Origin of the sequence: Dyella sp. 2YAF14, from assembly GCF_052114725.1 — a bacterium.
GTDB lineage: Bacteria > Pseudomonadota > Gammaproteobacteria > Xanthomonadales > Rhodanobacteraceae > Dyella.
On record NZ_JBFRFH010000025.1, the window covers coordinates 1 to 25,237 of the forward strand.

General features: G+C 64.3%; 22 protein-coding genes and 4 tRNA genes. 8 read left to right on the forward strand and 18 right to left on the reverse strand.

Annotated features, from left to right (window positions below; all coding sequences use genetic code 11):
* The 6 genes from AB4Y82_RS20265 to AB4Y82_RS20290 form a co-directional block, all read right to left on the reverse strand.
* Positions 1-149 (reverse strand): GTP-binding protein (locus AB4Y82_RS20265; RefSeq protein WP_240732659.1); only part of this gene is annotated, 149 nt, incomplete at its 3' end.
* 65 nt (positions 150-214) lie between these two features.
* Positions 215-290 (reverse strand) — tRNA-Thr (locus AB4Y82_RS20270).
* 29 nt (positions 291-319) lie between these two features.
* A tRNA-Gly gene (locus AB4Y82_RS20275) sits at positions 320-393 on the reverse strand.
* A 17-nt stretch (positions 394-410) separates the two neighbouring features.
* Positions 411-496: transfer RNA gene (locus AB4Y82_RS20280), tRNA-Tyr, on the reverse strand.
* A gap of 104 nt (positions 497-600) precedes the next feature.
* Positions 601-1,089 (reverse strand): acyl-CoA thioesterase, encoded by a 489-nt coding sequence (locus AB4Y82_RS20285; protein ID WP_441605562.1) that lies wholly within the window; start codon positions 1,087-1,089, stop codon positions 601-603.
* A 75-nt stretch (positions 1,090-1,164) separates the two neighbouring features.
* Positions 1,165-1,644 (reverse strand): GNAT family N-acetyltransferase, encoded by a 480-nt coding sequence (locus tag AB4Y82_RS20290; protein WP_441605563.1) that lies wholly within the window; start codon positions 1,642-1,644, stop codon positions 1,165-1,167.
* Positions 1,645-1,863: 219 nt separating this feature from the next.
* Between AB4Y82_RS20290 and AB4Y82_RS20295 the strand changes: the two genes are divergently transcribed.
* Complete coding sequence (locus tag AB4Y82_RS20295; RefSeq protein ID WP_441605564.1) at positions 1,864-4,809, forward strand: TonB-dependent receptor domain-containing protein; 2,946 nt, start codon at positions 1,864-1,866, stop codon at positions 4,807-4,809.
* Positions 4,810-4,933: 124 nt separating this feature from the next.
* On the opposite strand, the gene ychF is transcribed toward AB4Y82_RS20295, so the two are convergent.
* The 8 genes from ychF to AB4Y82_RS20335 all read right to left on the reverse strand — a co-directional run bounded on the left by ychF (position 4,934) and on the right by AB4Y82_RS20335 (position 12,462).
* On the reverse strand, positions 4,934-6,025 hold the full coding sequence (ychF, locus tag AB4Y82_RS20300; RefSeq protein WP_441605565.1) for a redox-regulated ATPase YchF: 1,092 nt from the start codon (positions 6,023-6,025) through the stop codon (positions 4,934-4,936).
* A 107-nt stretch (positions 6,026-6,132) separates the two neighbouring features.
* Positions 6,133-6,714, reverse strand: coding sequence for an aminoacyl-tRNA hydrolase (gene pth / locus AB4Y82_RS20305; RefSeq protein WP_441605566.1), 582 nt, complete (start codon positions 6,712-6,714; stop codon positions 6,133-6,135).
* Between the two features lie 44 nt (positions 6,715-6,758).
* Entirely contained in the window at positions 6,759-7,403 is a 645-nt protein-coding gene (locus AB4Y82_RS20310) for a 50S ribosomal protein L25/general stress protein Ctc (protein WP_441605567.1), read from the reverse strand.
* Positions 7,404-7,508: 105 nt separating this feature from the next.
* Complete coding sequence (locus AB4Y82_RS20315; RefSeq protein ID WP_441605582.1) at positions 7,509-8,447, reverse strand: ribose-phosphate diphosphokinase; 939 nt, start codon at positions 8,445-8,447, stop codon at positions 7,509-7,511.
* Between the two features lie 53 nt (positions 8,448-8,500).
* Positions 8,501-8,577: transfer RNA gene (locus AB4Y82_RS20320), tRNA-Gln, on the reverse strand.
* A gap of 16 nt (positions 8,578-8,593) precedes the next feature.
* A complete protein-coding gene (ispE, locus tag AB4Y82_RS20325) occupies positions 8,594-9,988 on the reverse strand; it encodes a 4-(cytidine 5'-diphospho)-2-C-methyl-D-erythritol kinase (protein WP_441605568.1) in 1,395 nt (464 codons plus the stop codon).
* A 108-nt stretch (positions 9,989-10,096) separates the two neighbouring features.
* Positions 10,097-10,726: a lipoprotein insertase outer membrane protein LolB gene (gene lolB, locus AB4Y82_RS20330; RefSeq protein ID WP_441605569.1), complete on the reverse strand. Its 630-nt coding sequence runs from the start codon at positions 10,724-10,726 to the stop codon at positions 10,097-10,099.
* Complete coding sequence (locus AB4Y82_RS20335; protein ID WP_441605570.1) at positions 10,723-12,462, reverse strand: tetratricopeptide repeat protein; 1,740 nt, start codon at positions 12,460-12,462, stop codon at positions 10,723-10,725. The genes lolB and AB4Y82_RS20335 overlap by 4 nt, the downstream gene beginning before the upstream one ends.
* A 109-nt stretch (positions 12,463-12,571) precedes the next feature.
* Between AB4Y82_RS20335 and hemA the strand changes: the two genes are divergently transcribed.
* From hemA to ppk2, 4 genes are all read left to right on the forward strand, one after another.
* Positions 12,572-13,846, forward strand: coding sequence for a glutamyl-tRNA reductase (gene hemA, locus AB4Y82_RS20340; protein ID WP_441605571.1), 1,275 nt, complete (start codon positions 12,572-12,574; stop codon positions 13,844-13,846).
* 68 nt (positions 13,847-13,914) lie between these two features.
* Positions 13,915-14,994: a peptide chain release factor 1 gene (prfA, locus tag AB4Y82_RS20345; RefSeq protein ID WP_441605572.1), complete on the forward strand. Its 1,080-nt coding sequence runs from the start codon at positions 13,915-13,917 to the stop codon at positions 14,992-14,994.
* A gap of 58 nt (positions 14,995-15,052) precedes the next feature.
* Positions 15,053-17,158, forward strand: a complete 2,106-nt coding sequence (locus AB4Y82_RS20350) for an O-linked N-acetylglucosamine transferase, SPINDLY family protein (protein ID WP_441605573.1) — start codon at positions 15,053-15,055, stop codon at positions 17,156-17,158.
* 93 nt (positions 17,159-17,251) lie between these two features.
* Entirely contained in the window at positions 17,252-18,031 is a 780-nt protein-coding gene (ppk2, locus tag AB4Y82_RS20355) for a polyphosphate kinase 2 (protein WP_441605574.1), read from the forward strand.
* A 3-nt stretch (positions 18,032-18,034) separates the two neighbouring features.
* Here the strand turns inward: ppk2 and AB4Y82_RS20360 are convergent, their stop codons facing one another.
* Positions 18,035-18,535: a VOC family protein gene (locus AB4Y82_RS20360; protein ID WP_441605575.1), complete on the reverse strand. Its 501-nt coding sequence runs from the start codon at positions 18,533-18,535 to the stop codon at positions 18,035-18,037.
* A gap of 208 nt (positions 18,536-18,743) precedes the next feature.
* Between AB4Y82_RS20360 and AB4Y82_RS20365 the strand changes: the two genes are divergently transcribed.
* Entirely contained in the window at positions 18,744-21,566 is a 2,823-nt protein-coding gene (locus tag AB4Y82_RS20365) for an EAL domain-containing protein (protein WP_441611605.1), read from the forward strand.
* A gap of 4 nt (positions 21,567-21,570) precedes the next feature.
* On the opposite strand, the gene AB4Y82_RS20370 is transcribed toward AB4Y82_RS20365, so the two are convergent.
* Genes AB4Y82_RS20370 through AB4Y82_RS20380 form a run of 3 tightly spaced genes read right to left on the reverse strand, consistent with a single transcriptional unit; the run spans position 21,571 to position 23,590 of the window.
* Positions 21,571-21,837: an acylphosphatase gene (locus tag AB4Y82_RS20370; RefSeq protein ID WP_441605577.1), complete on the reverse strand. Its 267-nt coding sequence runs from the start codon at positions 21,835-21,837 to the stop codon at positions 21,571-21,573.
* Between the two features lie 2 nt (positions 21,838-21,839).
* Positions 21,840-22,319, reverse strand: coding sequence for a TlpA family protein disulfide reductase (locus tag AB4Y82_RS20375; RefSeq protein ID WP_441605578.1), 480 nt, complete (start codon positions 22,317-22,319; stop codon positions 21,840-21,842).
* Positions 22,316-23,590: a YihY family inner membrane protein gene (locus tag AB4Y82_RS20380; RefSeq protein ID WP_441605579.1), complete on the reverse strand. Its 1,275-nt coding sequence runs from the start codon at positions 23,588-23,590 to the stop codon at positions 22,316-22,318. The genes AB4Y82_RS20375 and AB4Y82_RS20380 overlap by 4 nt, the downstream gene beginning before the upstream one ends.
* Before the next feature lie 126 nt (positions 23,591-23,716).
* On the opposite strand from AB4Y82_RS20380, the gene wrbA reads away from it, so the two are divergent.
* Together wrbA and AB4Y82_RS20390 are read left to right on the forward strand one after the other, a co-directional pair.
* Positions 23,717-24,319: an NAD(P)H:quinone oxidoreductase gene (gene wrbA / locus AB4Y82_RS20385; protein ID WP_441605580.1), complete on the forward strand. Its 603-nt coding sequence runs from the start codon at positions 23,717-23,719 to the stop codon at positions 24,317-24,319.
* Positions 24,316-24,663, forward strand: coding sequence for a DUF2069 domain-containing protein (locus tag AB4Y82_RS20390; protein WP_441605581.1), 348 nt, complete (start codon positions 24,316-24,318; stop codon positions 24,661-24,663). The genes wrbA and AB4Y82_RS20390 overlap by 4 nt, the downstream gene beginning before the upstream one ends.
* Positions 24,664-25,237: the final 574 nt, after the last annotated feature.

Consider the following 25,237-nt stretch of genomic DNA (forward strand, 5'->3'; position numbering starts at 1 on the left):
ATAGCGTCATACGCCTTGAATTCGCCACCGAAGCGCTCTGCGCCGACCTTGGTCAGTGCGGCCGTCAGCGTCGTCTTGCCGTGGTCCACGTGACCAATCGTGCCGACGTTGACGTGCGGCTTGGTGCGTTCGAATTTACCCTTTGCCATACGTCTAAAACCCCGATGGAGTCAAATGTTGAAAAGTAAGGTGATACCCGCGGACCGCGGTGAGATGGTGCTCATGACTGGAATCGAACCAGCGACCTCTTCCTTACCAAGGAAGTGCTCTACCGACTGAGCTACATGAGCACTGCAACAGCAAAAACTACGAGAGCCAATGGAGCGGAAGGCGGGAATCGAACCCGCGTAATCAGTTTGGAAAACTGATGTTCTACCATTGAACTACTCCCGCCCTGCGCGGAACTCGTATGGTGGAGGGAGGTGGATTCGAACCACCGAAGGCGTAAGCCAGCAGATTTACAGTCTGCCCCCGTTGGCCGCTTGGGTATCCCTCCAACAAAGAACGGCTATTGTGTGGATCAGCCTCGAAACTGTCAACACCTCTGACGGGAAAATTGACGTTTTCTGGCGATTTTTTTCACCGCTTCAGACGCGTCCGTCAGATGTTTTCGGCGACCTTGGCGTCCACCAGCTGCTCCATCTCCTTGGAAAGATTCATCAGGCGCATGGCCTGCTCCTGCAGCTGGCGCTCGTGGTCGTCGCGCGGCTCCCAGGCGGCCACCGGCGTGGGCCTGCCGTCGGGCGCATCGAGCGCCACGAAGACCATCACGCAACTGGTGGCCAGGCGGTGCTCGTCTTTGCGCAGGTCGCTCGCCAGCACGTCCACGGCCATGTGCATGCTGGAGCGCCCCGTGTGGATCAGGCGGGCGCGCACCGTGACCAGGTCGCCGATGAGGATGGGCTTCACGAACTGGATGCCGCTGACCGACGCGGTGACGCAGTACGCACCGCTCCACGCCACGGCGCAGGCGTAGCCGGCCTGGTCGATCCACTTCATCACCATGCCGCCGTGCACCTTGCCGCCGAAATTGACGTCGGTCGGCTGGGCCAGGAAACGGAAGTTCACTTCGTGCTGCTTGCCGGGCATGGACCGGTGACTCCAGGAACGGGATTAAGTGGCAATTATGCGCCGCGGCGTGCAATCGCACACAGCCGATCTTGCTCAAGCATGGTCGTCGACGCGATAAATCATCGGCACGGCGATGACCTTGCCGAGCACGCGCGCGGGATCGTGATCGATCTCAAAGCCCATGTGAAGATAGACCGGAACGGCGCCGGGCGCGGCATTGAGGGTAAAAGCCCGGGTACCCGCCTGACGCACGCAATCACCTTGCAGGCGCTCCCATAATTTCCTGGCGATGCCCTGCCCCTGGTAGCGCGTACCGACAAACAGCTGGAACACGTGACTGTCGTTGCGCACCGCCGCCACGCCGGCCAGCGCGCCATCGACAAAGGCCAGATGGAAACGCTGGCCCATCGCGATTTTCTCGCGGATGACGCTCGTTCGCAGCGACTCCTCCAAGGCAATTACGGCCATCGGAGGCTGATCGGGAAGAATCCAGCGACGCACAACACGACGGGCCAGCCGTGCCACGGCAGGTGCATCGTCTTTGTGCGCCAGTCGCATGCGCAATGCAGTCATGCGGGCATCACAGCACGCAGCTGCCGGACCCACAAGCGCACCGGAGCGCGCTCCTGATTGCGTTCGACAGGGGGAAATCTGACCGCCCCTACCTCTTTGCGACGAAGTTCTATCGGAGTCATCCGATCCACGCCTCGGGAATGCCCTGACATCGCAATTCCCGAGTCCTGCGTACCGTCCACGTCACTTAACCAAAACCTAATTGGACGGGGAGATCGGATGAACTTTAGGAAGAACAAACTTTGCGCTTCGGTGCGCCTGGCGCTGGGTGCACTCGTCATCGGCAGCTGCGGCACCGCGGCTTTTGCACAGGACGCCAGCGCGGATCACGCCAAGAGCAAGACGCTGGAAACGGTCACCGTCACTGGATCGCTTATCCGCCGCGTGGACGTCGAGACGGCCAGCCCTGTCGTCACGATCGATCGCGCTGCCATCCAGGCGACGGGCAAGCAGACACTCGGTGACCTGATTCAGCAGCTGCCCGCGATGACCGGCGGAAACGTCAACCCGCAGGTCAACAACGGCGGCGGCACCGGTAACTCGTCCATCAATCTTCGCGGTCTGGGCTCGCGGCGCACACTGATCCTGATCGACGGCCATCGCCTGTTGAGCAAGGACCCGAACGCCATCCCGGCCGATGCCATCGAGCGCATTGAAGTGCTGCCGACCGGCGCGTCGGCGACGTACGGCTCGGATGCTATCGGCGGCGTCGTTAACTTCATCACGCGCAAGAACTACCAGGGTGCCACTTTTGCCGCGAACGTCGGCCAGTCCGATCGTAACGACGGTGCCCAGAGTGGCTACGGCTTCACGTTCGGCCAGACGTCCGATAAGGGCAGCATCATGGCCGGCATCAACTACAACAAGCAGGACGGCGTTCTGGCGGGCAGCCGCGCCTTCTCGAAGAACGCGCTGAGCCTGTCCGGCTCGAAGGCATACGTCGGTGGCTCATCGTCGACCCCGGTGGGTCGCATCCAGGTCGACGCCGCCACCGCTGCAGCAGCCGGTCTCAACTGCGCCTCCAACGGCAGACGTGTTTCGCTCAATGCCGGCGGCAATCCGACGATATTCAACTCCGCGAACTATCACTGCTACAACGCGAACACCGACAAGTACAACTACGCGGCAGTCAACCTGATCATGACTCCGCAAGAGCGGACCGGCGGATTCCTCAATGGTGAATATCGCCTGGGCGATCACGTGACAGCTTACGTGGACGCGGTCTATGAGAAGACCTCGGCCAACTTCCAGCTGGCTCCGGCCGTGTATGGCTCGACAAACACCGGCGCATCGGTCGACCCGGGTAACGCGTTCAACGTGTTTAACCCGGCTGGCGGTTATGGCAATGGCACGAACAAGAGCCTTTCATTCACCCAGCGCCTGACCTCCAACGGTGTGCGTGAAGCGTTCACCGGTCGTACCGATGCCCAGATCAATACGGGCTTCAAGGGTGACTTCACTGTTCTGGACAAGAACTGGAACTGGGATGTTGGCTTCAACTACGGTCATGAGGGTGTGGTGACCACCACCGCCGGCCTTGTGAATCAGTCGCAGCTGTATACCGGCCCCTCGACGCTCGTGAATGGCGTGGCTACCGGCGAGGGCTGCCCAAGCGTCGCCGCGTGCCAGTTCAATCCGTTCGAGCCCAACTCGACTTCTGCCAGCATTGCCGCCGTCAAGGCCGCCAGCGTTACGGCACCATCCAACAGCTATACCATCGAAAAGACCTATCACGCTGGCCTGAGCGGTGAGCTTTTCAGCTTGCCGGCCGGCGCGGTGCAGTTGGCTGCCGGACTCGAGTTGCGCAAGGATTACCAGCACACCGCGCCTGCTCCGCAGCTGACGATCGATCCGTCGACAGGTAGCTGTACTTTGGGCAGTCAGTGTTTGAGCGCCGTGCAGGGTGGTTACACCACCAAGGATCTGTACGCCGAGACATTCATCCCTATCCTTTCCGGCATCACCGGCATTCAGGCGCTGAACCTGACCATCGGCGACCGATACTCCAAGATCGGTTCCTTCGGCAGTACGAACAACTTCAAGTACGCGTTGGAGTGGAAGCCGATCGACGACCTGCTCGTCCGCGGCACCATGCAAGACGTGTTTCGCGCGCCCACGCTAGGCGAACTGTATGCCTCCGGCTCGGATGCTCCGCTGGTCCATGACGATCCGTGTAACGGTTACACCGGTGCTCCAGCGGGTTCGCCACTGGCCCTGGCTTGTAAGAACGTCCCGATCAACGGCACCTTCGTTGATCAGTACACCCTACCGGGCGCGTCGCAGGGCGGTGCCGTCATCCAGGGTTCGCGCGTGGCCGGCTTTGACGTCAAACCGGAGCATGGCAAGTCGTATGACTTCGGCCTGGTGTACAGCCCATCCTACGTTCCGGGCCTGTCGACCACGATCGATTTTTGGCGCGTGAACCTCAATAACACCATCACCCAAGTCGGTCTGCAAAGCCTGCTGAACCTCTGCGCCAATGGTTCGACGGTCTACTGCCAGTACATCCAGCGTGATTCCAGTACCGGCGTAAACGCTGGCCAGCTGCTGTCATCGACAGTCGAACCGGTGGGCAACATCGGTAGCCTGAACACCTCAGGCATCGACTGGTCGGCCAACTACAAGCTGCCGCAGTTCTCGATCGGCCAGATCAATATCGGTCTCAACGCGACCTACCTGAAGTACTACGACCAGAGCACCGCGTCGGCTGCCGAAGGTGGCGTCACCTACAAAAATGCCGGCCACCTGCTGGCCAATGGCTCCTCGGCTGCCGCGGCTTGCCCGGACGCCGCTGGTGTGTGCCTGTTCCCGCGCTGGCGAGGACAAGGCTTCGTGGATTGGCAGAGTGGCGGCTGGAGTGCCCAGTGGCGTATGCGCTATATCGGTCGATTCGAGAACGGCGGTGCGGCGGGCTCGCCGCAGGATAGCGCTCCGAACGGCGTACCGGGCACGATCCTCAAGTATGGTGCGACGGTCTACAACGACGTGTCGGTCGGCTACAACCTGGCCATGATCAACACGCGTCTCGACTTCGGCGTGAACAACCTGTTCGACAAGCAGCCGCCCATGCTGTACGCGAACAACACGTTGAACGCCAACACCGACCCGAGCGACTTTGATCTGATGGGCCGTTACTGGTGGGCACGCGTGACGGTCAAGTTCTGATCGTTAGCTCGCTGGACTTCGAAAGACCGCGTGAGCAATCACGCGGTCTTTTTCTGCGGACCCAAACACTCACGCACAAAAAAAGCCGCGCAATGCGCGGCTTTTTCACGGATCGACCAATCGATCAGACGTTGAACAGGAAGTGCAGCACGTCGCCGTCCTTGACGATGTATTCCTTGCCTTCCTTGCGCAGACGACCTGCTGCGGCGGCGCCGGCCTCACCCTTGTACTGGATGAAATCGTCGTAGCTCACCGTTTCGGCACGGATGAAGCCGCGCTCGAAGTCGGTGTGGATCACACCTGCTGCCTGCGGCGCGGTGAAGCCGCGCTTGATCGTCCAGGCGCGCACTTCTTTCACGCCGGCGGTGAAGTAGGTTTGCAGGTTGAGCAGCTTGTAGCCGGCGCGGATGACGCGGTTGAGGCCCGGCTCGTCGAGGCCCAGATCCTTGAGGAATTCGTCGCGGTCGGCATCTTCGAGCTGCGACATCTCTTCTTCGATCGCCGCGCATACCGGCACGACTTCGGCGCCTTCGGTCACGGCGCGAGCGCGCACGGCGTCGAGGTGCGGATTGTTTTCGAAGCCGTCTTCGCGCACGTTGGCGATGTACATGAGCGGCTTGAGCGTGAGCAGGAACAGGTCGCGTACAAGCGCCTTTTCTTCCTCGTCCAGGCCCAGGCTGCGCGCGGACTTGCCTTCGTTGAGACCGGCGGCAAGCTTCTGCAGCACCGGCTTCCTGGCCATGGCTTCCTTGTCGTTGGCCTTGGCGGCGCGCTCGGCGCGGTTCAGCGCCTTCTCGACGGAATCGAGATCGGCCAGCGCCAGTTCCGTATCGATGGTTTCGATATCGGCGATCGGGTCGACCTTGCCGGCCACGTGGATGATGTCGGTGTGCTCGAAGCAGCGCACGACATGGGTGATCGCGTCCACTTCGCGGATGTGCGCGAGGAACTTGTTGCCCAGGCCTTCGCCCTTGGACGCGCCCGCGACCAGGCCCGCGATGTCGACGAACTCGACGGCGGTGGGAATCACCTTCTGCGGATTGACGATGTCCGACAGCGCATTGAGACGCAGATCGGGCACCGGCACGACGCCCACGTTCGGCTCGATGGTGCAGAACGGGAAGTTGGCAGCCGCGATGCCCGCCTTGGTCAGCGCGTTGAACAGAGTGGACTTGCCGACGTTAGGCAGGCCGACGATGCCGCATTTGATGCCCATTGAAATTCCGTAGATTCGGCGCTGACGCGCCAGTAAGTGGTGAATGGTAAAGGGTCGATGCCGCGCAACGCTTTCCGCTTGGTGCCCAAGCGCCGCAGCGGGCGATCTCAACCCACCGGTGTATGGAGTTTCTGCATCGCCTTATCAAACTGCCCATCGACCGCCAGCGGCAGCACATCAAGCGCGCGCGAGATGCCGTCGACGATGGCGTTCTCATCCTTCTCGGACGCTCGCCCCAGCACCCAGGAGGTGACCCTGTCCTTGTGACCGGGATGACCGATACCGACGCGCAGGCGATGGAATTTGGCGTGACCCAGGTGCGCAACGATGTCGCGCAAACCGTTCTGGCCGCCGTGGCCACCGTCGAACTTCAAGCGCACGGTGCCGGGATCGAGATCCAGCTCGTCGTGTGCGACGAGGCACTCTTCCGGCTCGATCTTGTAGTAGCGCAACGCCGAAACCACGGCGATGCCGCTCTTGTTCATGAAGGTGGAGGGCTTGAGCAGCCATACCGGCTCGCCGCCGATACGGACCTTGCAGGTCTCGCCATGCAGCTTGCCGTCGAAGCCGAAGCGCTCGCCCTGCCCTGACGCCAGGGCGTCAACAAACCAGAACCCGGCGTTGTGCCGGGTTCGGAGATATTCGGCACCGGGATTGCCCAGTCCGACAATGAGTCGAAGACCCGCCATAAGATCGAACGGCCCATGCCCGCGAGGACATGGGCCGCAGCGACTTACTTCTTCGGAGCTTCCGGCGCCGGGGCGGCTTCGCCCTCGGCCGGGGTCTCGTCGACTTCTTCCTTCACCGTGTTGGCGGTGACGACGGCCGTGTCGTGGTCCGCACCCAGGTGCAGGGCAACGATTTCCACGCCCTTGGGCAGCTTGAGCTGCGACAAGTGGACGATGTCGCCCGGCTTGAGGTCGGTCAGGTCCAGTTCGATGAACTCCGGCAGATCCTTCGGCAGGCAGGAGACTTCCACTTCCGTCAGGTTGTGCGAGATCACCACGCCCGAGGTCTTGGAGGCAGGCGACTTGTCCTGGTTCAGGAAGTGCACCGGCACCTTGACGCGCAGGGCGGCGTTCTCGTCGACGCGCAGGAAGTCCATGTGCAGCATCTGCAGCTTGTAGGGGTGCTTCTGCCAGTCACGCACCAGCACCTTCTGCACCTTGCCATCGATGTTCAGGTCGAGCACCGAGGAGAAGAACCACTCGTGCTTGGCAGCGAGCAGGATGGTGTTGTGTTCGATCTGGATGCTCTGCGGGGCCTGGCCGGCACCGTAGACAACAGCAGGAACGACGCCGGTATGACGCAGGCGGCGGCTCGCACCTTTCCCCTCGTCATTACGGGCCGAAGCCTTGATTTCATGAGTCGTAGCCATGTGGGCATTACCTATCAAAAGTGAGCTGCCTCGCGGCAGTCATGCGACTCCCCCGCGACCAGAGGAGCCGTGAAACAGCGGCAGACTCTCGCCCGCCGCGAAAACTCAGTCGATGTACAACGAGCTCACCGACTCGCCAAAGGCGATGCGGCGGATCGTCTCCGCCAGCAGCTCGGCGACCGAGAGCTGACGGATCTTGCTGCATGCGGCGATTTCCGGGCGCAGCGGCAAGGTGTTGGTGACCACCAGCTGGTCGAGCTGGGAGCCTTCGATGTTCTTCAGCGCCGCACCCGACAGCACCGGATGCACGCAGTACGCCACCACTTTGCGGGCGCCGCGCTCTTTAAGAGCCGCAGCAGCCGCACACAGGGTGCCGGCGGTGTCGACGATGTCGTCGACCAGCACGCAGGTCTTGCCGTCGACTTCACCGATGATGTTCATCACGGTGGCCACGTTCGCCTTCGGGCGACGCTTGTCGATGATGGCCAGATCCGCATCGTCCAGGCGCTTGGCCATGGCACGCGCACGCACCACGCCGCCGACGTCCGGACTGACCACGATCAGGTCGTCCATGCTGTAGTTGCGCCAGATGTCCGCCAGCAGCACCGGCGAGGCATAGACGTTGTCCACCGGGATGTCGAAGAAACCCTGGATCTGGTCGGCGTGCAGGTCAACCGTGAGCACGCGGTCCACGCCCGAGGTGCCGATCATCTTGGCCACCATCTTTGCCGTGATCGGCACACGCGCCGAGCGCGGGCGACGATCCTGGCGGGCATAGCCGAAATACGGAATGACCGCCGTCACACTGGCGGCCGAGGCGCGCTTGAGCGCATCCACCAGCACCAGCAGCTCGAAGAGATTCTCCGCACTCGGCGCGCCCGTAGGCTGCAACACGAAGACTTCCTGGCGGCGAACGTTTTCTTCGATTTCCACCTGGGCTTCGCCGTCGCTGAACTTGCTGACCAGCGCCTTGCCCAGCGGCACACCCAGGCGTTGAGCCACATCCTCGGCGAGGGCGCGGTGCGCGTTGCCGGTGAAGAGCATCGGGCCGGAGATGTCGACAGTCATTTCTCTAGAACCTGTGTGAGCCATATGAATGGCTGGGGCGGAAGGATTCGAACCTTCGCATGCAGGAATCAAAATCCTGTGCCTTAACCAGCTTGGCGACGCCCCAGTAACAACTGGATTTTCTACTTGCCGTTCCCGCCGACACCGCGATAGCGCGCCAGGGCGACATGCAACGGAGAAACATCTTCGCCCCTGGCCACGTGGGCCGTGAAATGGGCGGGACACCGCTCCGCGATGGCTTCGGCACGTTCCACGTCGCCTGTCTCCAGGAACACGCAGGCACCGCTGCCAGAAAGCCTTGCCCGGCCGAAGCCGTCGAGCCATTCCAGCGCCGCAGCCACACGCGGATGTCGCGCGCGGACCACGGGCGCGAAAGCGTTCTCGACCGTTTCGCCCGAAGCAAAGGATGAAATTGTGGCGGGCGGAGCATTTCGTGTCAATTCAGACGCTTGAAAAAGCGCCCCGGTCGGCACGTGTTCGTGGGGGTCCAGCACCACGTACCAACGCGGGGGCAGGCCCAGCGGCGTCAGTTTTTCGCCGATGCCCTCGGCCCAGGCCGAGCGCCCGCGCACGAACACCGGGACGTCGGCACCCAGCTGGCGGCCCAGTTCGGCGAGCGTGTCGTCGTCCAGGCCGGCGCCCCAAAGGCGGTTCAGGGCCACCAGCACGGTGGCTGCATCCGAGCTGCCGCCGCCGAGGCCACCGCCCATGGGGATGCGCTTATCCACCTCGATATCCACGCCCGCCCCTGCCGGCGCCTGGGGCTGCAACAGCCGGGCAGCCCGCACCACCAGGTCGGTGTCGGCCGCCACGCCGGGGACCTCGGTCAGGCGGTGTACCTCACCGTCACGGCGGACGCGCAGGCGGATCTCATCGCCCCAGTCGAGCAGGCGGAAGACGGTCTGCAGCTCGTGGTAGCCATCCGGGCGACGGCCGACAATGCGCAGGAACAGGTTCAGCTTGGCGGGCGCGGGCCAGACGGTCCAATCGGCCGGATCGGGCGGCGCCAGCGGCCGGCTCATGAAAACGCGCAGATCATCCGGAAAGCCGTTCTCGCGATCGCGTTCGCGGGCGAAATCAAACTCGGGCAGGTTCTTGTCCATCACCTGGAAGCCGTGCTTCGCATAGAACGGCGCGTTCCAGGGCACATCGGCGAGCGTGCCCAGGTCCACGCGGTGGTAGCCGGCCATGCGCGCCCAGGCACAGGCGTGTTCGAGCAGGGCCGCGCCGATGCCGCGCTGGCCGTGTGAAGGAAGCACGTCCATTTCGGCCACGCCGATGGCGTTGCCGCCCTCTTCCGCATCCAGCCAGATGAAGCCCACCGGCTCGCCGGAGCCGATCACGGCGACCCACACCAATCCACGCGCGATGGCTTCGCGCAGCACTTCCGGCGGCACGGAGACATTGCGGTAGGACGGCCACGCGCGGTGGCCGCGAAACAGTTCGACGGCCGTGCGCTCGATGGCGCATAGGGCATCGACCTGTTCGAGGTGGGCGCGTTGGATGTGGAAGGTCATGGGAGCATCAGGTGGTTGTAGGAGCGCACGCTGGGCGCGACCGGGGCGCCCAGGGTTACGCTCCATCGGGTCGCGCACAGGGTGCGCTCCCACAAGAGAGGGCGATGGTTATTGGATGGTCCAGGACTCGATCGACAGCCGCACCGAACTGGTCGGGTTGCTGGCGAAGACCTTGGTAGGCAGGGCCGGCTCGCGCTTGTTGTCCCAGCCGGGGTAGGCCACGGTCCAGCCGTCCTGGGTCAGGGTCTTCGGGAGGCCGTCGTCGCCGAATTTCAGCTCGGCCGGACCGCTGTCGGCGCGGGTGCCCAGCACCCAGGCGCGCAGGTCATGGAACGGCACCTGCCAGCCCAGCGCGTTCTGCACCAGCGACTCCACGTCAGGACTGCGCTGTGGACCGCCATCGAGGCCTTCCAGCACCGCACTCACCGGCGTCACCGTCAGCTTGAAGCTCTTGCTGCCAACCGGGCCCCGCACCACGAATTCGTAATTGTCGCCGTTCTGCGTCCAGGTCAGCGTGCCGCTGCCACCCTCTTTCTTGCCATTGACCTCGCCGGACACGCCGATCTTGCCTTGCAGGACCCAATGATCGGTCTTCTCCAAGAGATGCTCGCGGGCACGCTGCTCGTTGAGCAGCACCGCGTAATCGGCCTGGGGTTGCGGACGGATGGCTTCCTTATGGACGCAGGCGGCCAGCAGCAGCGGCAAGGCTGCCGCGAGGAGTCGAATAGGAAGCTTCATGGATTGAGGCGCTTGAGGGTGTTGTGGAGGTTGATGCTTTGCGGGTCGATCTTACGCACTTCGTCGAAGACGCGGCGCGCGTCTTCCTGGCGCCCCTGTTTCCACAGCACTTCGCCCAGATGCACGCCGACGTCCGCGTCCTTGTGCGCCGTCCAGGCGCCGCGGAGCGTGGTTTCGGCCAGGTCCAGATGCCCCAGCCGGTACTGCAGCCAGCCCCAGGAATCGAGGATGGCCGGGTCGTCCGGACGTGCTGCACGGGCCTGCTCGATCAGGCGCTGGGCCTCGGGAAGATCGCGGTTGGCGTCAGCCAGCGTGTAGCCGAGTGCATTGGTGGCATCGGTGTCGTCAGGCTTGAGCTGAAGCAGATGACGGAAATCATTGACCGCCTGGTCGGTCTGGCCGGCGGAGGCATAGGCCAGCCCGCGGCCATACAGCAGGCCCGGATCATCCGGCGTCACCTGCAGCGCCCGGCTGAAAGCGCGCTCGGCCTGGCTGTACTGCTGTTCGTCCATATACAGCTCGGCATCTACCTCGTAGGCGCGGCGCAGCATGGCCGGCTGGTCGAGGTAGTCGGTCTGCATCTGCGCGAGCTGCTCGTGCGCTTCGGCGCTGCGGCCCAGATCCTGCAGCAGCACGGCGCTGCGCAGGTCGGCATCGAAGGCGTGATCGTCATCGTCGGCGACCTGGTCGTACCACTTCAGCGCCTCATCTTTCTTGTCGAGCATCTCGGCCATCTGGCCCAGCAGGTAGGCGCTGCCCTGTCGCACGTCGTCCGGCGAGTGCTGCAGCTGGGTATACAGGCGATTGATGGTCTTGGTGTCGTGGGCGCGTGCGGCAAAGGCGGCGCGCATGGCGTAGGTGTCGGCGTCCTGCGGGCCACTGTCGAGCATGTGCGCGGCGGCGGCGTAATCACCGCCCTGCCCCAGCAGGGTCGCGTAGGCGAGACGTAGCTGGGTGTTCTTCGGGTCCTTGGCCAGCGCCTTGTCGAACAAGGCCTTGGCGCCGTTCTTGTCGCCGTCGTGGTACCGCATCTGGCCAAGCCAGGCATAGGTCTCGGCGGTGCCGAACCGCTTTACGGCGGCCTCGGCGATCTGCAGCGCATACGCATGACGGCCCAGCTTGTCGCCCAGTTCGCTCATCGCAAGCCAGGCCTGCGGGTCGTTGGGCAGGCGTTGCGGGGTGGCCACGGCCTCCAGCAACTGGGCGGATTGGGCGGCGTCGCGGCCGCTGACCAGTACCCGTCCGAACTGCCGCCATGCATCCGGATCGCCGGTATTGACCAGGATTTCCAGCTGACGGCGTGCCTCCTGGGTATCGCCCTGACTCAGTGCCAGCTGGGCGCGCGCCTGGGCCAAAGGCGCCGGCTTGCCGCCGAGGGCCTGCCAGCGGGCTATCGCCGCGTTGGCGCTATCGGTGTCACGCACCGCGATCGCCAGCGCAGCCGCCTGCTCAGCCACTTTGGGATCGAGCGACAACTGCGAGGCGCGGCTGTAGGCCGCCGACGCCGCCTTGAGATCGGTGCGGGTGAGCGCCATCTCGCCAGCAAGCAGCTGGGCCATCAGGTCGTGATCCTCATCGGGCACCGCGACCACCAGTCGACCCAGCGGCTGCTTGTCGTTGGCCAGCGAACGTCCCGACGAACCTGAGACGGTGGCGCACCCGGCCAGGGCCAGCGCCGCCAGACCGCCGACCGCAAAATGCCGCAGTTGCTTGAACTTGGACCACCTGCTCAGCACACTATTCTCCGCTCATCCGTCCGTGACACGGCCGTATCCACAATGTAGAACGGTCGTTGCTAACCGCTAGTTTACGCCGGATGCCCTTCGCCTCGAATCGCCCTGAACCATGAAGCTCATCGCCTTAGGGCTCAACCACCTCACCGCGCCGGTCAATTTGCGCGAACAAGTGGCATTCGATGCGGAGGCCGCCGGTGTGGCCCTGCAGGCGCTCGCCCGCGAGCCCGGCGTGGAAGAGGCGATGATCCTCTCCACCTGCAACCGTACCGAGCTTTATGTGAGCGTTTCGGCAGGAGCCGAGGACGTTCCGCAGGCATGGCTGAGCCGACACCACCATCTGACTGCGGGCAAGCTGGACGAGTTCCTCTATCGTCATGACGAAGATGAAGCCGTGCGCCACATGTTCCGTGTGGCGACCGGACTGGACTCGATGGTGCTGGGCGAACCGCAGATTCTTGGGCAGGTGAAGGACGCCTACCAGCAGGCGCGCGATGCGCAGGCCCTGCGCGCACCGATGGAGCGCCTGCTGCAGCACACCTTTGCCGTCGCCAAGCGCGTGCGTACCGATACGCGCATCGGCGCGCACACCGTGTCGGTGGCGTTCACCGCGGTGCGCCTGGCCGAACAGGTGTTTACCGATCTTCGTCAGGCCTGCGTGTTGCTGATCGGCGCGGGCGACACCATCGAACTGGCGGCACGCCATCTGGTGGACAAGCAGGTGCGCCGGCTCATCGTGGCCAACCGCACGCTGGAAAACGCGCAGGAACTGGCGACCCGCTATGGCGGTTATGCCATTGCGCTGAGCGACCTGCCGCAGCACCTGGCGGAAGCGGACATCGTGATCAGCTCCACCGCGGCCCGCCAGCCGATCGTGACGCGCAGCATGGTGGAGAAGGCCGTGACGGCCCGCCGCCGCAAGCCGATGTTCATGGTGGACATTGCCGTGCCGCGCGACATCGAAGCGGCGGTCGGCGAACTGGACGACGTCTTCCTCTACGGCATCGACGACCTGCGCCAGGTGATCGACGACAACCGCCGCTCGCGTGAAGCCGCCGCGCGCGAAGCCGACGCCATCATCGACCTGCAAGTGGAACGATACATGGCATGGCGTCGCGCGCTGTCGCTGCGCAACCCGGCGGTGGATCTGCGCCAGCATGCGGAAGGCTATCGCGACGAAGTGCTGGAAAAAGCACGCGCCATGATTGCGCGCGGCAAGTCGCCCGACGAAGCGCTGGCCTACCTGGCCAATACGCTGACCAACAAATTGCTGCACCACCCCAGCGCGCGCCTGCGCGAGGCAGCCCTCAGCGGCGACATGGACCTGCTGCATGCAGCCGGCCGTCTTTATGGCATTACGGAGAAGCCTGAGGTCAACGAAGAGTAGCGGGCCCCGAGAAAATCCAAGGGTCACCTCGCTGTTTCTCGTCCCTCACCTCTTCGCGTGCCTCCGCCATGACTCCTTCGATCCGCCGCAAACTCGAATCCCTCGCCGAACGCCATGAAGAAATCGGACTGCTGCTCGCGCAGCCCGATGTGCAGGCGGACAACAACCGCTTCCGCGAACTGTCGCGCGAATACGCGCAGCTCGAACCGGTGACGAACTCGCTGCGCGAACACGATGGCGCCGAGCGGGAGCTCAGCGAAACGCGTGCGATGCTGGACGATCCCGAGCTGCGCGAGATGGCCAGGGACGATATCGGCCGTCTCGAACAACGCCTGGCCGAACTCGACGACGAGCTGCAGATCCTGCTGCTGCCGAAAGATCCGCGCGACGAGGCCAACCTGTTCTTGGAAGTGCGCGCCGGCACCGGTGGCGACGAGGCGGCGATCTTCGCCGGCGACCTGTTCCGCATGTATACGCGTTACGCCGAGCGTCGCCGCTGGCATGTCGAAATATTGAGCGAGAACCACGGCGAGCACGGCGGGTACAAGGAAGTGGTCGCGCGCATCGAGGGCAAGGGCGCGTATTCGCGGCTGAAGTTCGAATCGGGCACGCATCGCGTGCAGCGCGTGCCGGAAACCGAATCGCAGGGGCGCATCCACACCTCGGCGGCGACGGTGGCGATCCTGCCGGAGATGGACGATATCGACGAGATCGAGATCAGTCCGTCCGACATCAAGACCGATACGTTCCGCGCCTCGGGCGCGGGCGGACAGCACGTCAACAAGACCGATTCGGCCATTCGCATCACCCACCTGCCCACCGGCATCGTGGTGGAGTGCCAGGACGAGCGCAGCCAGCACAAGAACCGCGCGCGAGCCATGAGCCTGCTGAAGGCCCGCCTGCTGGATGACGAGCGCAGCAAGCAGGCCGCGGTGCAGGCCGAGTCGCGCCGGCTGCAGGTGGGTTCCGGCGACCGCAGCCAACGCATCCGCACCTATAACTTCCCGCAGGGCCGCATCACCGACCATCGCATCAACCTCACGCTCTACCGTCTTCCGGAAGTGCTGCAGGGCGATATGGACGAGCTGGTGGATACGCTGACCCGCGAAAACCAGGCCGACGAATTGAAGGCGCTCACCGCCGGCTGAGCGGCCGACCCGTACGTACGGATTGGCAGCCATGCCCACCCTGCGTTAGTTTGGCGGGATGACTGACCTCTTTACCCCCTCTTCTCAGGTGCTCGCTCAGCAGATTGTCCAATTGCTCGAGCGCGGTGCGTTCCATGATGGCGAACAGGCTGCCGCCGAGGCGTGCGCGCAGTATCCCGACGACGGCGAACTGGCGCGCCTGCGCGGCGTGGCCCTGCTCCAGCTGCAGCGGCCGGCCGATGCCGTGAAAATACTGGAGCAGGCGGCCCAGCTGGCGCCGCAAAGCGTGGAAGTGCAGTGCAACCTCGGCAGCGCCCAGCTCGCCAATGGCGACGCCGACGGCGCCATCGAGCACCTGCGCGCCGCCCTGCGCCAGTCGCCCGGCCACCCGGCCATCCTGTTGACCCTGGGCAACGCCTTGATGGCGGCCGCCCGCTTCCAGCACGCCCGCGAGTCCTATGCCATGGGCACCCATGGCGCGCCGGCCCATCCGGGCCTGCGCCTCAACCTCGCGGCGGCCGAGCTGGAGCTGGGCAACATCGACCAGGCCAAGACGCATACCGACGAAGCCTTGCAGCTGCATCCTCGTTTCGACGCTGCCTATGCCTTGCGCGGCCGCATCCTGCAGACCCAGGGCAGCGGCGCCGAGGCGACCAAGGCGTGGCTGACGGCCGAACGCATTTCGCCGCGCAATCCGCAGTACCCGTTCGCTGCCGGCCAGGTGATGGAGGACAGCGGCGAACTGGCTGCGGCCGCGCAGGCCTACGAGCGCGCGCTTCAACTCAATCCGAACGACGGCCGCACGCTCAGCCAATTGCTGTTCCTGCGCCGCCGCCTGTGCGACTGGCATGACCTGGACGAACTGAGCCAGCGGCTGCAGCAGGCGATTGCCGACGAAACCGCCGTGGTCAGCCCCTTTGTCACGCTGTCCGAAGACATCGATTCCGAGCTGCAGCTGAAGGCCGCCAAGGCGTTTGCCGCCGTGGTCGAGCAGCAGCTTGCCGCGCTGCGCAAGCAGCAGGACTTCAGCCATGCCAAGCCGGCGCCGGACAGTCCGGTGCGCGTCGGTTTCGTGGCCGACGGCTTCAACGATCACGCCACCGGCTTGCTGGTGGTGGCCATGTTCGAGGCGCTCGCCAACGACGACGACCTGGATCTGCACCTGTTCGCCACCACGCGCGACGATGGCGGCTCGATCCGCCGCCGCCTCGCTGCCGCGACCACCATGCACGACGTCTCGGCGCTCAATGCCGCGCAGGTCGCGCAGCGCATCCACGACACCGGCGTGGAAGTACTGGTCGACCTCAATGGTTACTCGGGGCGCGACAACGCCGAACTTTTTGCCCTGCGCCCCGCGCCCATCCAGGTGAACTGGCTGGCTTATGCGGGCAGCATGGGTGCCCCGTGGATGGATTACCTGGTGGCCGACAAGGTCATCGTGCCGGACGATCAGCGCGCCACGGTAAGCGAAAAACTGCTGCGCCTGCCGCGTTGCTACCAGCCCAACGACAACACCCGCGAGGTGGCGCAACCGCCATCGCGCGCCGAGTGCGGCCTGCCCGAGCAGGGAACGGTGTTTGTCTGCTTCAACAACAGCTACAAGATCAATCCCGCCTCGTTTGCCCGCATGATGCTGGTGCTGCAGCAGGTGCCGGACAGCGTGCTGTGGCTGCTCAGCGGCGTGGATGGCGCCGACGACCGCCTGCGCGCCGCCGCCAGCGCGGCCGGCATCGCGCCGGAGCGGCTGGTCTTCCTGCCGCGCATGCCGCATCAGGACTATCTCTCGCGCTACGTCCATGCGGATCTGTTCCTCGACACCCTGCCCTACAACGCGCATACCACCGCCTCCGATGCACTGTGGGCCGGCTGCCCCGTGCTCACCTGCACGGGACGCACCTTCGCTGGACGGGTCGCCACCAGCCTGCTGCAGCAGCTGGGATTGCCCGAGCTGATCTGCGAGGACGAAGAAGCCTTCATCGCCATGGCGACCCAGCTTGGCAACGATCGCGAGGCGCTGCGCACGCTGCGCCAGCACCTGTCGCAGCAGCGCACGCAGAGCTCGCTGTTCGACATGCAGGGATTCGCCAGCGACTTCCGACGTGCCGTGCAGGCGATGAGTGCGCGCTACCGCATTGGACGCAAGCCGGCCGATCTGGATCTGTAAGCGCGGGCGGCGGCAGGGTTGGGGCGGCTTCTTCACTCCGTCCTTGCCCTGACTGGGGAAAATGCCAAGGGTCTTTACCCAAGGAGTCGCACCATGGGCAAGAAGAAACAGACCTATCGCCACGCCATGGCCGAGCTGCAGCTGGAGCTCGCTGGCCTGCATCGATGGTTGCAGCGTAGCGGCCACCGGCTGGTGGTGATTTTCGAAGGGCGCGACGCAGCCGGCAAAGGCGGCACCATCAAGGCCATCACCGAGTCCATGGATACGCGCGGCTATCACATTGCGGCGCTGGCCAAGCCTACCGAGGTCGAGTCGTCCCAATGGTATTTCCAGCGCTATGTGGAGCATCTCCCCAGCGCCGGCGAAATCGTGCTGTTCGATCGCAGCTGGTACAACCGCGCGGTGATCGAACCGGCCATGGGCTTTTGCAGCAAGGCCCAGTACAAGGCCTTCATGGCCGCCGTCCCTGCGTTTGAAAAATTGCTCAGCGACGACGGCATCATCCTGCTCAAGTACTGGCTTGCAGTGGATCAGGAGGAGCAGGAAGAACGCTTCGACGAACGCGCCAAGGATCCGCTCAAGCGCTGGAAGCTCTCTTCCACCGACCTTGCCTCGCGCGATAAGTACGAGGAAATCGGCCACCTGCGCGACCTGATGATCGAACGCACCAGTCGACCGCATGCACCATGGTTCGTGGTCGACTTCAATGATCAGAAGCGCGGACGCGTGAACCTGATCCGGCACCTGCTGGAACAGGTGCCGCGCAGCGAAGAGACCATCCCCGAACCCAAGATGCCCAAGCTCAAGGGCAAGCCCAAGGACGAGCAGGTCACGCGCAAGGCGGAATGGGTGCCCGACACGTTCGGCGAGTGAGGCTCAGCCCGCCGCCGCACGCCGCATCTCGCCCAGGTCCAGCTTCTTCATGCCCATGATGGCCGCATGGACGCGTGCCACGCTGGCAGCGTCACCACCGGTCAGCAGCTGCATCATCTCGTCGGGCACCACCTGCCAGGACAGGCCGAAGCGATCCTTGAGCCAGCCGCACTGGCCATTCTTGTCGGCCGCGCCCGCCAGCAGGCCATCCCAGTACTGATCGATCTCTTCCTGCGAGCGGCAGTGCACGACCAGCGACACCGCCTCGTTGAAGCGAAACACGGGGCCGCCGTTCAAGGCTGTGATGTTCTGGCCATCGAGTTCGAAATCCACTGTCATCACCGAGCCCTCGGTGCAGCCGGACGCTGCGGCGCTTGCCGCTGTGTAGCGGGTGGTCATGAGGATGCGCGAATTGGGAAAAATCGACACGTAGAACTGCGCCGCTTCTTCGGCCTGATGATCGAACCACAGGAACGGCGTGATGCGCTGGAATCGCGTGGACATGCGGCAGTCTCCTTGGTGAAGGACGGCAAGAGGTCGGCCTTATGAGGAAGACGAATAAGGTCGGCCGGTTTCGACACGCCGCCTACTCCCCGACGACCCATGTCGCTGCCGCGTGAACGGGGGCGCCGTGCCAGCGGTTCAAGCTTTGAGCTGCCAAGCCGATAAGACGACTGCCTGAACTCCAGGCACGCGCAGCGGGAGTGCGTCTATGCCAGGAACAGGCCGGGGGGCCGAGCTGGGCAAAGGGGATAGTGCGGCCGATATCGTGTGGCCGTTCGTGATGGTTGTCGTGGTGATGATCGGATTGTGCGTCGCCAGCCTGGACCTCCTGTCGGCGGCGCGCGCCTTCGTGGGCGGCGAAAGTCGCTGGTCCAAGGCCCAGAAGATCGCTGTTTCCAGCCTTCAGCACTATCTGTCCAGCCATGACGAGGCCGATTACCGGCAGTTTCTCGACGCCATCGACGTACCCCTGGGCGATCGCGCGGGACGCGAGGAACTCGATCGCACGTGGCCCGATATGACCGTCGTCTCCGCCGGCTTTCGCCGCGGCGGCACACCGGAAGACGATATTCCCGGCATGGCTCGCCTGTACCGTTATTTTCACGGCGTGGGCAGCATTCGCCGTGCGGTCGATGTATGGGTGGAGGCCGATCGCTCCATCGATCAACTGCTCGCCCTGGGCACCGATGCGCATCGGCGCATCAACACCGACCAGGGATCTGCCGCGTGGGCAGCAGCGGCCAGCGCACATTTGCGCCGCATTGATGAACGCCTCACGCCGTTGGAATACGCCTTCTCAGACGCGCTGGGCAACGCCTCGCGCGAGACCTCCAACCTGTTGCGAGTATGGCTCTGCCTCGCCGCGGCCGTGATGGTGCTGGTTGCCACACGGCGCGCGCGGCGCCTGCTCGATGATCGTGTGCGCGTCGCCGATGAACTGCGCGCCAGCGAAGATCGCTTTCAGCTTGCGGTGGCCGGCAGCAACGATGGCCTGTGGGACTGGGATCGCACCACCGGTCACATCTACCTGTCCCCTCGCCTGCGGCAGATGCTCGGACTCAACGTCACGGACGATGGCGCCGCCACCTCGGTGTTCCTTTGCATCCATCCGCAGGATCGTCGTCGCGTGATGCGCGCGGTGGCCGCCCACGTGTGGCGCAATCACCCGCTGAACGTGGAATTTCGGGTGCCGCAACGCCATGGCGCACCCCGCTGGTTTCATGCGCGAGGCGCCTCGTCCCGCGACGCGACCGGCAGCTCGCGGCGCATGGCCGGCTCAGTCACCGAGATCACGGAACGACGCAAAGCCGATGCCATGCTGTATGCGGCAAAGGAACGTGCCGAAGTCACCCTGCAGTCGATCGGCGATGCGGTTATCACCACGGATGCCAGGGGTTGCATCGCCTTTCTCAATCCCAGCGCCGAACGCCTCACGCGCTGGAGCACCGATCATGCCCGCGGCCTGGCGGTGGGCGCCATCTGCCAGCTGGTCGAAGAGACCAGCGGCGTGTCCATCGCCGACCCCGTCATGCAGGTGCTGCAAGGACAGCCGGCCTGGAGCCAGCACGACAAGCTCGTCCTGATGCATGCAGGGGGATCAACCACGGCAGTCGACCTGACGGCCACTCCTATCCGCGATCGCAACGGCAATATGGACGGCGTCGTGCTGGTGATGCGCGACGTGAGCCGCGACCGCGAACACGCGGCCCAGCTGAGCTACCAGGCCAGCCACGACGTGCTCACCGGCCTGATCAACCGTCGCGAATTTGAACGCCGTCTTGCGCGCGCCACGACGGCCGCCGAGAGCAACGGGCGCTCATTCACTGTGCTGTATCTGGATCTGGATCAGTTCAAGGTGGTCAATGACACCTGCAGTCATGCGGCGGGCGATGAATTGCTGCGCCAGATCGGCGCGCTATTCATCGGCCACGTGCGCGCCACCGATGCCGTGGCGCGACTGGGCGGCGACGAGTTCGTGGTGCTGCTGGAAGACTGCGATGCGGACGCCGCATTGAACATGGCGGAGAGCCTGCGGGTGGCGATCGGCGATCTGCATTTCGCGTTCGGTGAGCGCAGTTTCGCCACCACCGCAAGCATCGGCCTGGTCAGCCTGAGCGCCGACCAGCGCCTGCCCCGCGAAGACATCCTCGGCGCAGCCGATGCCGCCTGCCATCTGGCCAAGGAGAAAGGCCGCAACCGCGTGCAGACCTATCATCTGGACGACGACGAAGTTGCCGTGCGCCAGACCGAGATGTGCTGGGTGAGCCGCATCCAGGCCGCGTTGGCGAGTCACCGCTTTCGACTCTACGCACAGGACATCGTCGACCTGCGTCGCCATAGCCCGCATCGCCACGTGGAACTGCTGCTGCGCATGGTGGGCGAAGACGGCCAGCTGATCCCGCCGCGCGCCTTCATTCCCGCGGCCGAGCGCTACGGCCTGATGCCGTCCATCGATCGCTGGGTCGTGCAGTCGGCATTTGCCGCGCTACGCGATGCCACGGATCGCGGACTGCCCGATATTCCATCGCAATGCGCCATCAATCTTTCGGGCACATCGCTGTGCGAGGACGGCTTTGCCGTGTTCCTGCGCCAGCAATTCATCGCCTTCGATATTGCACCCTCGTCGATCTGTTTCGAGATCACCGAAACGGCCGCCATTTCGAGTTTGTCGCGCGCCACCGCCTTCATCCACGAGATGCGGGCGCTGGGCTGCTACTTCTCGCTCGATGATTTTGGCGCCGGCATGTCCTCGTTCACCTATCTCAAGCATCTGCCCGTCGACTTCGTGAAGATCGAGGGCAGCTTTGTCAAAGACATGATCGACGACCCGATCGACCACGCGATGGTCGAGGCGATCAACAATATCGGTCATGTCACCGGCAAGCAGACGATTGCCGAATGCGTCGGCACGCCGGAACTGCTCGCAGCCGTGCACCGGCTCGGCATCGATTTTGCGCAGGGCTTCGTGCTGTCCGTGCCGCGCCCGTTTCTGCAGGAGAGCGGAGTCGCGCCTACCGCGTTCAACGCGTGAGCGATCAGCGCGTGCGGAAGCCTTCGATGTCCAGTTCCTCGCAGGCTTCGCGAATGACTTCGTCGACCTGCGCGCTGGACGGGCCTTGCCACAGCCATCGCTCCAGTTTTTCGATGCACGGTGGCGCGCCGATGGCGACCACTTCGACGCGCCCGTCCTCCAGATTCCTGGCGTAGCCGGACAAGCCGAGCGCCATCGCCTGTTCGCGGGTGCTGGCGCGATAGAACACGCCCTGCACCCGACCTTTGACGAAGAAGCGCACGGCCGCCATGGTCATTTACCCAGGTTGATGGCCTGGCCCAGCGAGGCTTCGTTGACGGTGCCGACGAAACGCTTGGCGACCTTGCCGTCCGGACCGATCAGCCACGTCGTGGGCAGGCCGCGCGGCTCATCGAAATCCTTCAGCGGCTTGTCCATGGTGACCTGGGCCACCGGGTAGCTCACCGGATGCTTGGCGATGAACGCCTTGATGTCGGCCGGGTCGCTATCGTCGTACGCCAGGCCAATGGCGCTGACCTTGTCCTTGTGCACGCTGACGAACTTGGAAATGTCCGGCATCTCCTTGATGCACGGCACGCACCAGGTGGCCCAGTAATTGACGATCACCCACTTGCCGCGCTGGGAAGCCAGATCGTAGGGCTTGCCGTCGAGTGTGGTCAGCTTGATCGAGGGCTGCTCGGGCATGGCGGCATGCGCCGCGCCCGCCATGGCCAGCAAGCCACCCATGACGGCGAGCGTTTTCAACAACTTCATCGCGATGTGTCCTTGGATAAATTCGAGGCCGATTGGCCCAGCGGATAAGCATGGTGCAATGAGGTGTGCAGCACGCCTTCCAGCGATTGCGCCGCCTCATCGAGTAACGCTAGTAAGTGCGCGGGCAGGCGCAAATCGTTCACGCTCGCTTCCTGGGCCGGATGCAATGGCACGCGGTAGCTGCAATGAGCATATACGCGCATCAGGTCAGTGCTGTCGAGACTGTGCGTGAGCAGCCAGCCGGCGCCCACTTCGCCCTGGATCAGTTTCGCGCGCTGCAGGTCGCCGAAATAATTCACGATGGAGGAGCGATGCAGCCGCGGCTCACAGGCGCGCACCGTATCGGGATTGATCTTGCGCCCTTCCCGCTGCGCCTCGATGAAATGTCCCAGCACCACCAGCAGGCCCAGGAAGGCCGCTTGTTCGGGAAGAAATTGCGAAGGCGGCAGATAATCGAAAGCAGACACGGCCGCCGCAATCGACGCGCAAAGGATCACGATCACCCACGAGAGGTAGATCCACAGCAGGAAGATCGGCAGCGCCGCCAGTACGCCATACACCTGTTGATAGGTGTGCGCGTGATGGATGAAGCGCGCGAAACCCCAGCGCGCCAGTTCGAACAAGATCGCGCCCATCAGGGCGCCAATGGCAGCATTGCGCCAATGCACGCGGCGGTTGGGCACCACCATGTAGATCAACATCAGGGTGAGGAAGGTGACTACGAAGGGCAACACCGCCACCACTCGTACCTTCAGGTTGAGCGTGTTCGCGGCATCGCTGAGCATGGGCAACGCGGTAGCAAACGACGCCACCGCAATGCCGCCGACGATCAGGATCGGGCCCAGTGTCAGCGCGGCCCAGTAAAGCAGCAGGCGCGATACCCAGCCGCGTTGTCGCTGCACGCGCCAGATGCGGTTCATGCGGTCTTCGACGCTGACCATCATCGACAACGCACTGAAGAACATCACCAGCACGCTGATGCCAGTGAGCTGGCTGGCGTTGTTGGCGAAACCGTCCAGGTATTCCTGCACGCGTACGCCGGCGGCCGGCATGAAATTGTCGAAGGCGAAACTGATCAGCGTGCTGCGTGCGTCGGCAAAGGCGGGAAAGGCCGCAAAGATCGCCAGCGATGCCACGATCAAGGGCACCAGCGATACCAGGGTGGTGTAGGACAGTGCGCCGGCGGTCTCGAAGCACTTGTCGTCGATGAACCGCTGCCACAGGAACCGGCTGAAGCTCCGCAAGCGGTCGCGATCGAAACGCAAGGCCATGGTGACTCCTTTCAACGTCGAACGCTCTATGGTGGCGCGATCGCTCATGCAGGTGCGTGAACAAGGCGGCAACAGGGGCTTGAACGCCCGTTACACTAACCGATCGAGACACTCACGCCCAACGCCATGAGCCAAGACATCCTGGTCCTCTACTACAGCCGCTCCGGCCACACCGCCCAGCTCGCGCGACTGATCGCGCGTGGCGTGGAGGAGATTCCCGGCATGCGCGCCCGGCTACGCCAGGTGCCGCCGGTGGCGCCCGTCACCGAACTGGCGCAGCCGCCGGAGCCGGAGGAAGGCGCACCGTACGTGACCCGCGACGACCTGGCCGAATGCGCCGGCCTTGCGCTGGGCAGCCCGACCCGCTTCGGCAACATGGCCGCACCGCTGAAGTACTTCCTCGACTCCACCGGCGCGGAATGGGCCAGCGGCGTGCTCGCCGGCAAGCCTGCCGCCGTCTTCACCGCGACCAGCACCATGCATGGCGGCCAGGAATCCACCCTGCTCAGCATGGCCCTGCCCCTGCTCCACCACGGCATGCTGCTGGTGGGCCTGCCGTACACCGAGCCCGCACTCACCTCCACCCAGAGCGGCGGTACGCCCTACGGTGCGAGCCACGTGTCCGGCGCCAAGGGCGACAACGCCATCAGCGAACACGAACGCGAACTCGCCCGCGCACTGGGACGCCGCCTGGCGGATGTGGCGCGGCGCCTGGGCTCGGCTGCATGACGACGCCGCTGACTGCCAACTATCGCGTGGGCCTGGTCGCCTGGGCTGCGCTCACGCTGCTCCAGTTGGTGTGGCATGGCTGGCTGTTTCCGGCGCAGAGCATGCCGCCGATGCTGGTGCTCGCCATCACGGTGATCCCCTTGCTGCTGCCGCTGCTCGCTGTTGGCGACGTGCGTCGCGCCTTGCTGTGGGTCGGGATTCTCAGCCTGTTCTATTTCTGCCATGGCGTGAGTGAGGCCTGGAGTGCGCCTGGGGAGCGTTGGCTGGGATGGCTGGAGATCGTGTTTACGTTGACGTTGATTGGGGTGTTGGGGGCGGGGGTGAAGAGGCGGCGGTCGGCGTAAGTACGCGCGCCTTGTCTTCCGTTTGAGCCTGCCTCTGCTTGGCTTGTCGTCCCGCCGGACGCCGGAGGCACCTTTCCACAGCCGAATGGCTGGTCACCCCGATTCGCCAGTCTCCGCTTGGCGCGGCTGCGCGATCTGGCTCGCCTGCCGCGGGCGTTCGTGCCGCTGCCGCCGCTCGAGTTACTTTTCTTTGCTTGCCCACGCATGCGCAGGAGCGCGTGCGAACGGTGAAGCCAGCCCCAAGGGCGGGGGGCAGGATGCCAGGAGTGAAGAAAAGTAGGCAAAAGAAACGGCACCCCGGATGGCACGCCTTCCGGACCTGTGGCCCTCCATGTGCGCGGTCGGGTTGCGCGGCATCGCCGGGCGTGTTTTTTGTAGGAGCGCACTTGTGCGCGACCAGCCGACGGAGCGGTACATCCAGGTGGTGCGGTCGCGCACAAGTGCGCTCCTACAAGGGGGACGCAGGTCCGTGGATGGCGGATCAATCTTGCCGGTCGGCTCGTCTGTGGGAGCGCACCCTGTGCGCGACAAACCTACGGAGCGGTACACCGTAGCGTGGCTGTCGCGCACAGGG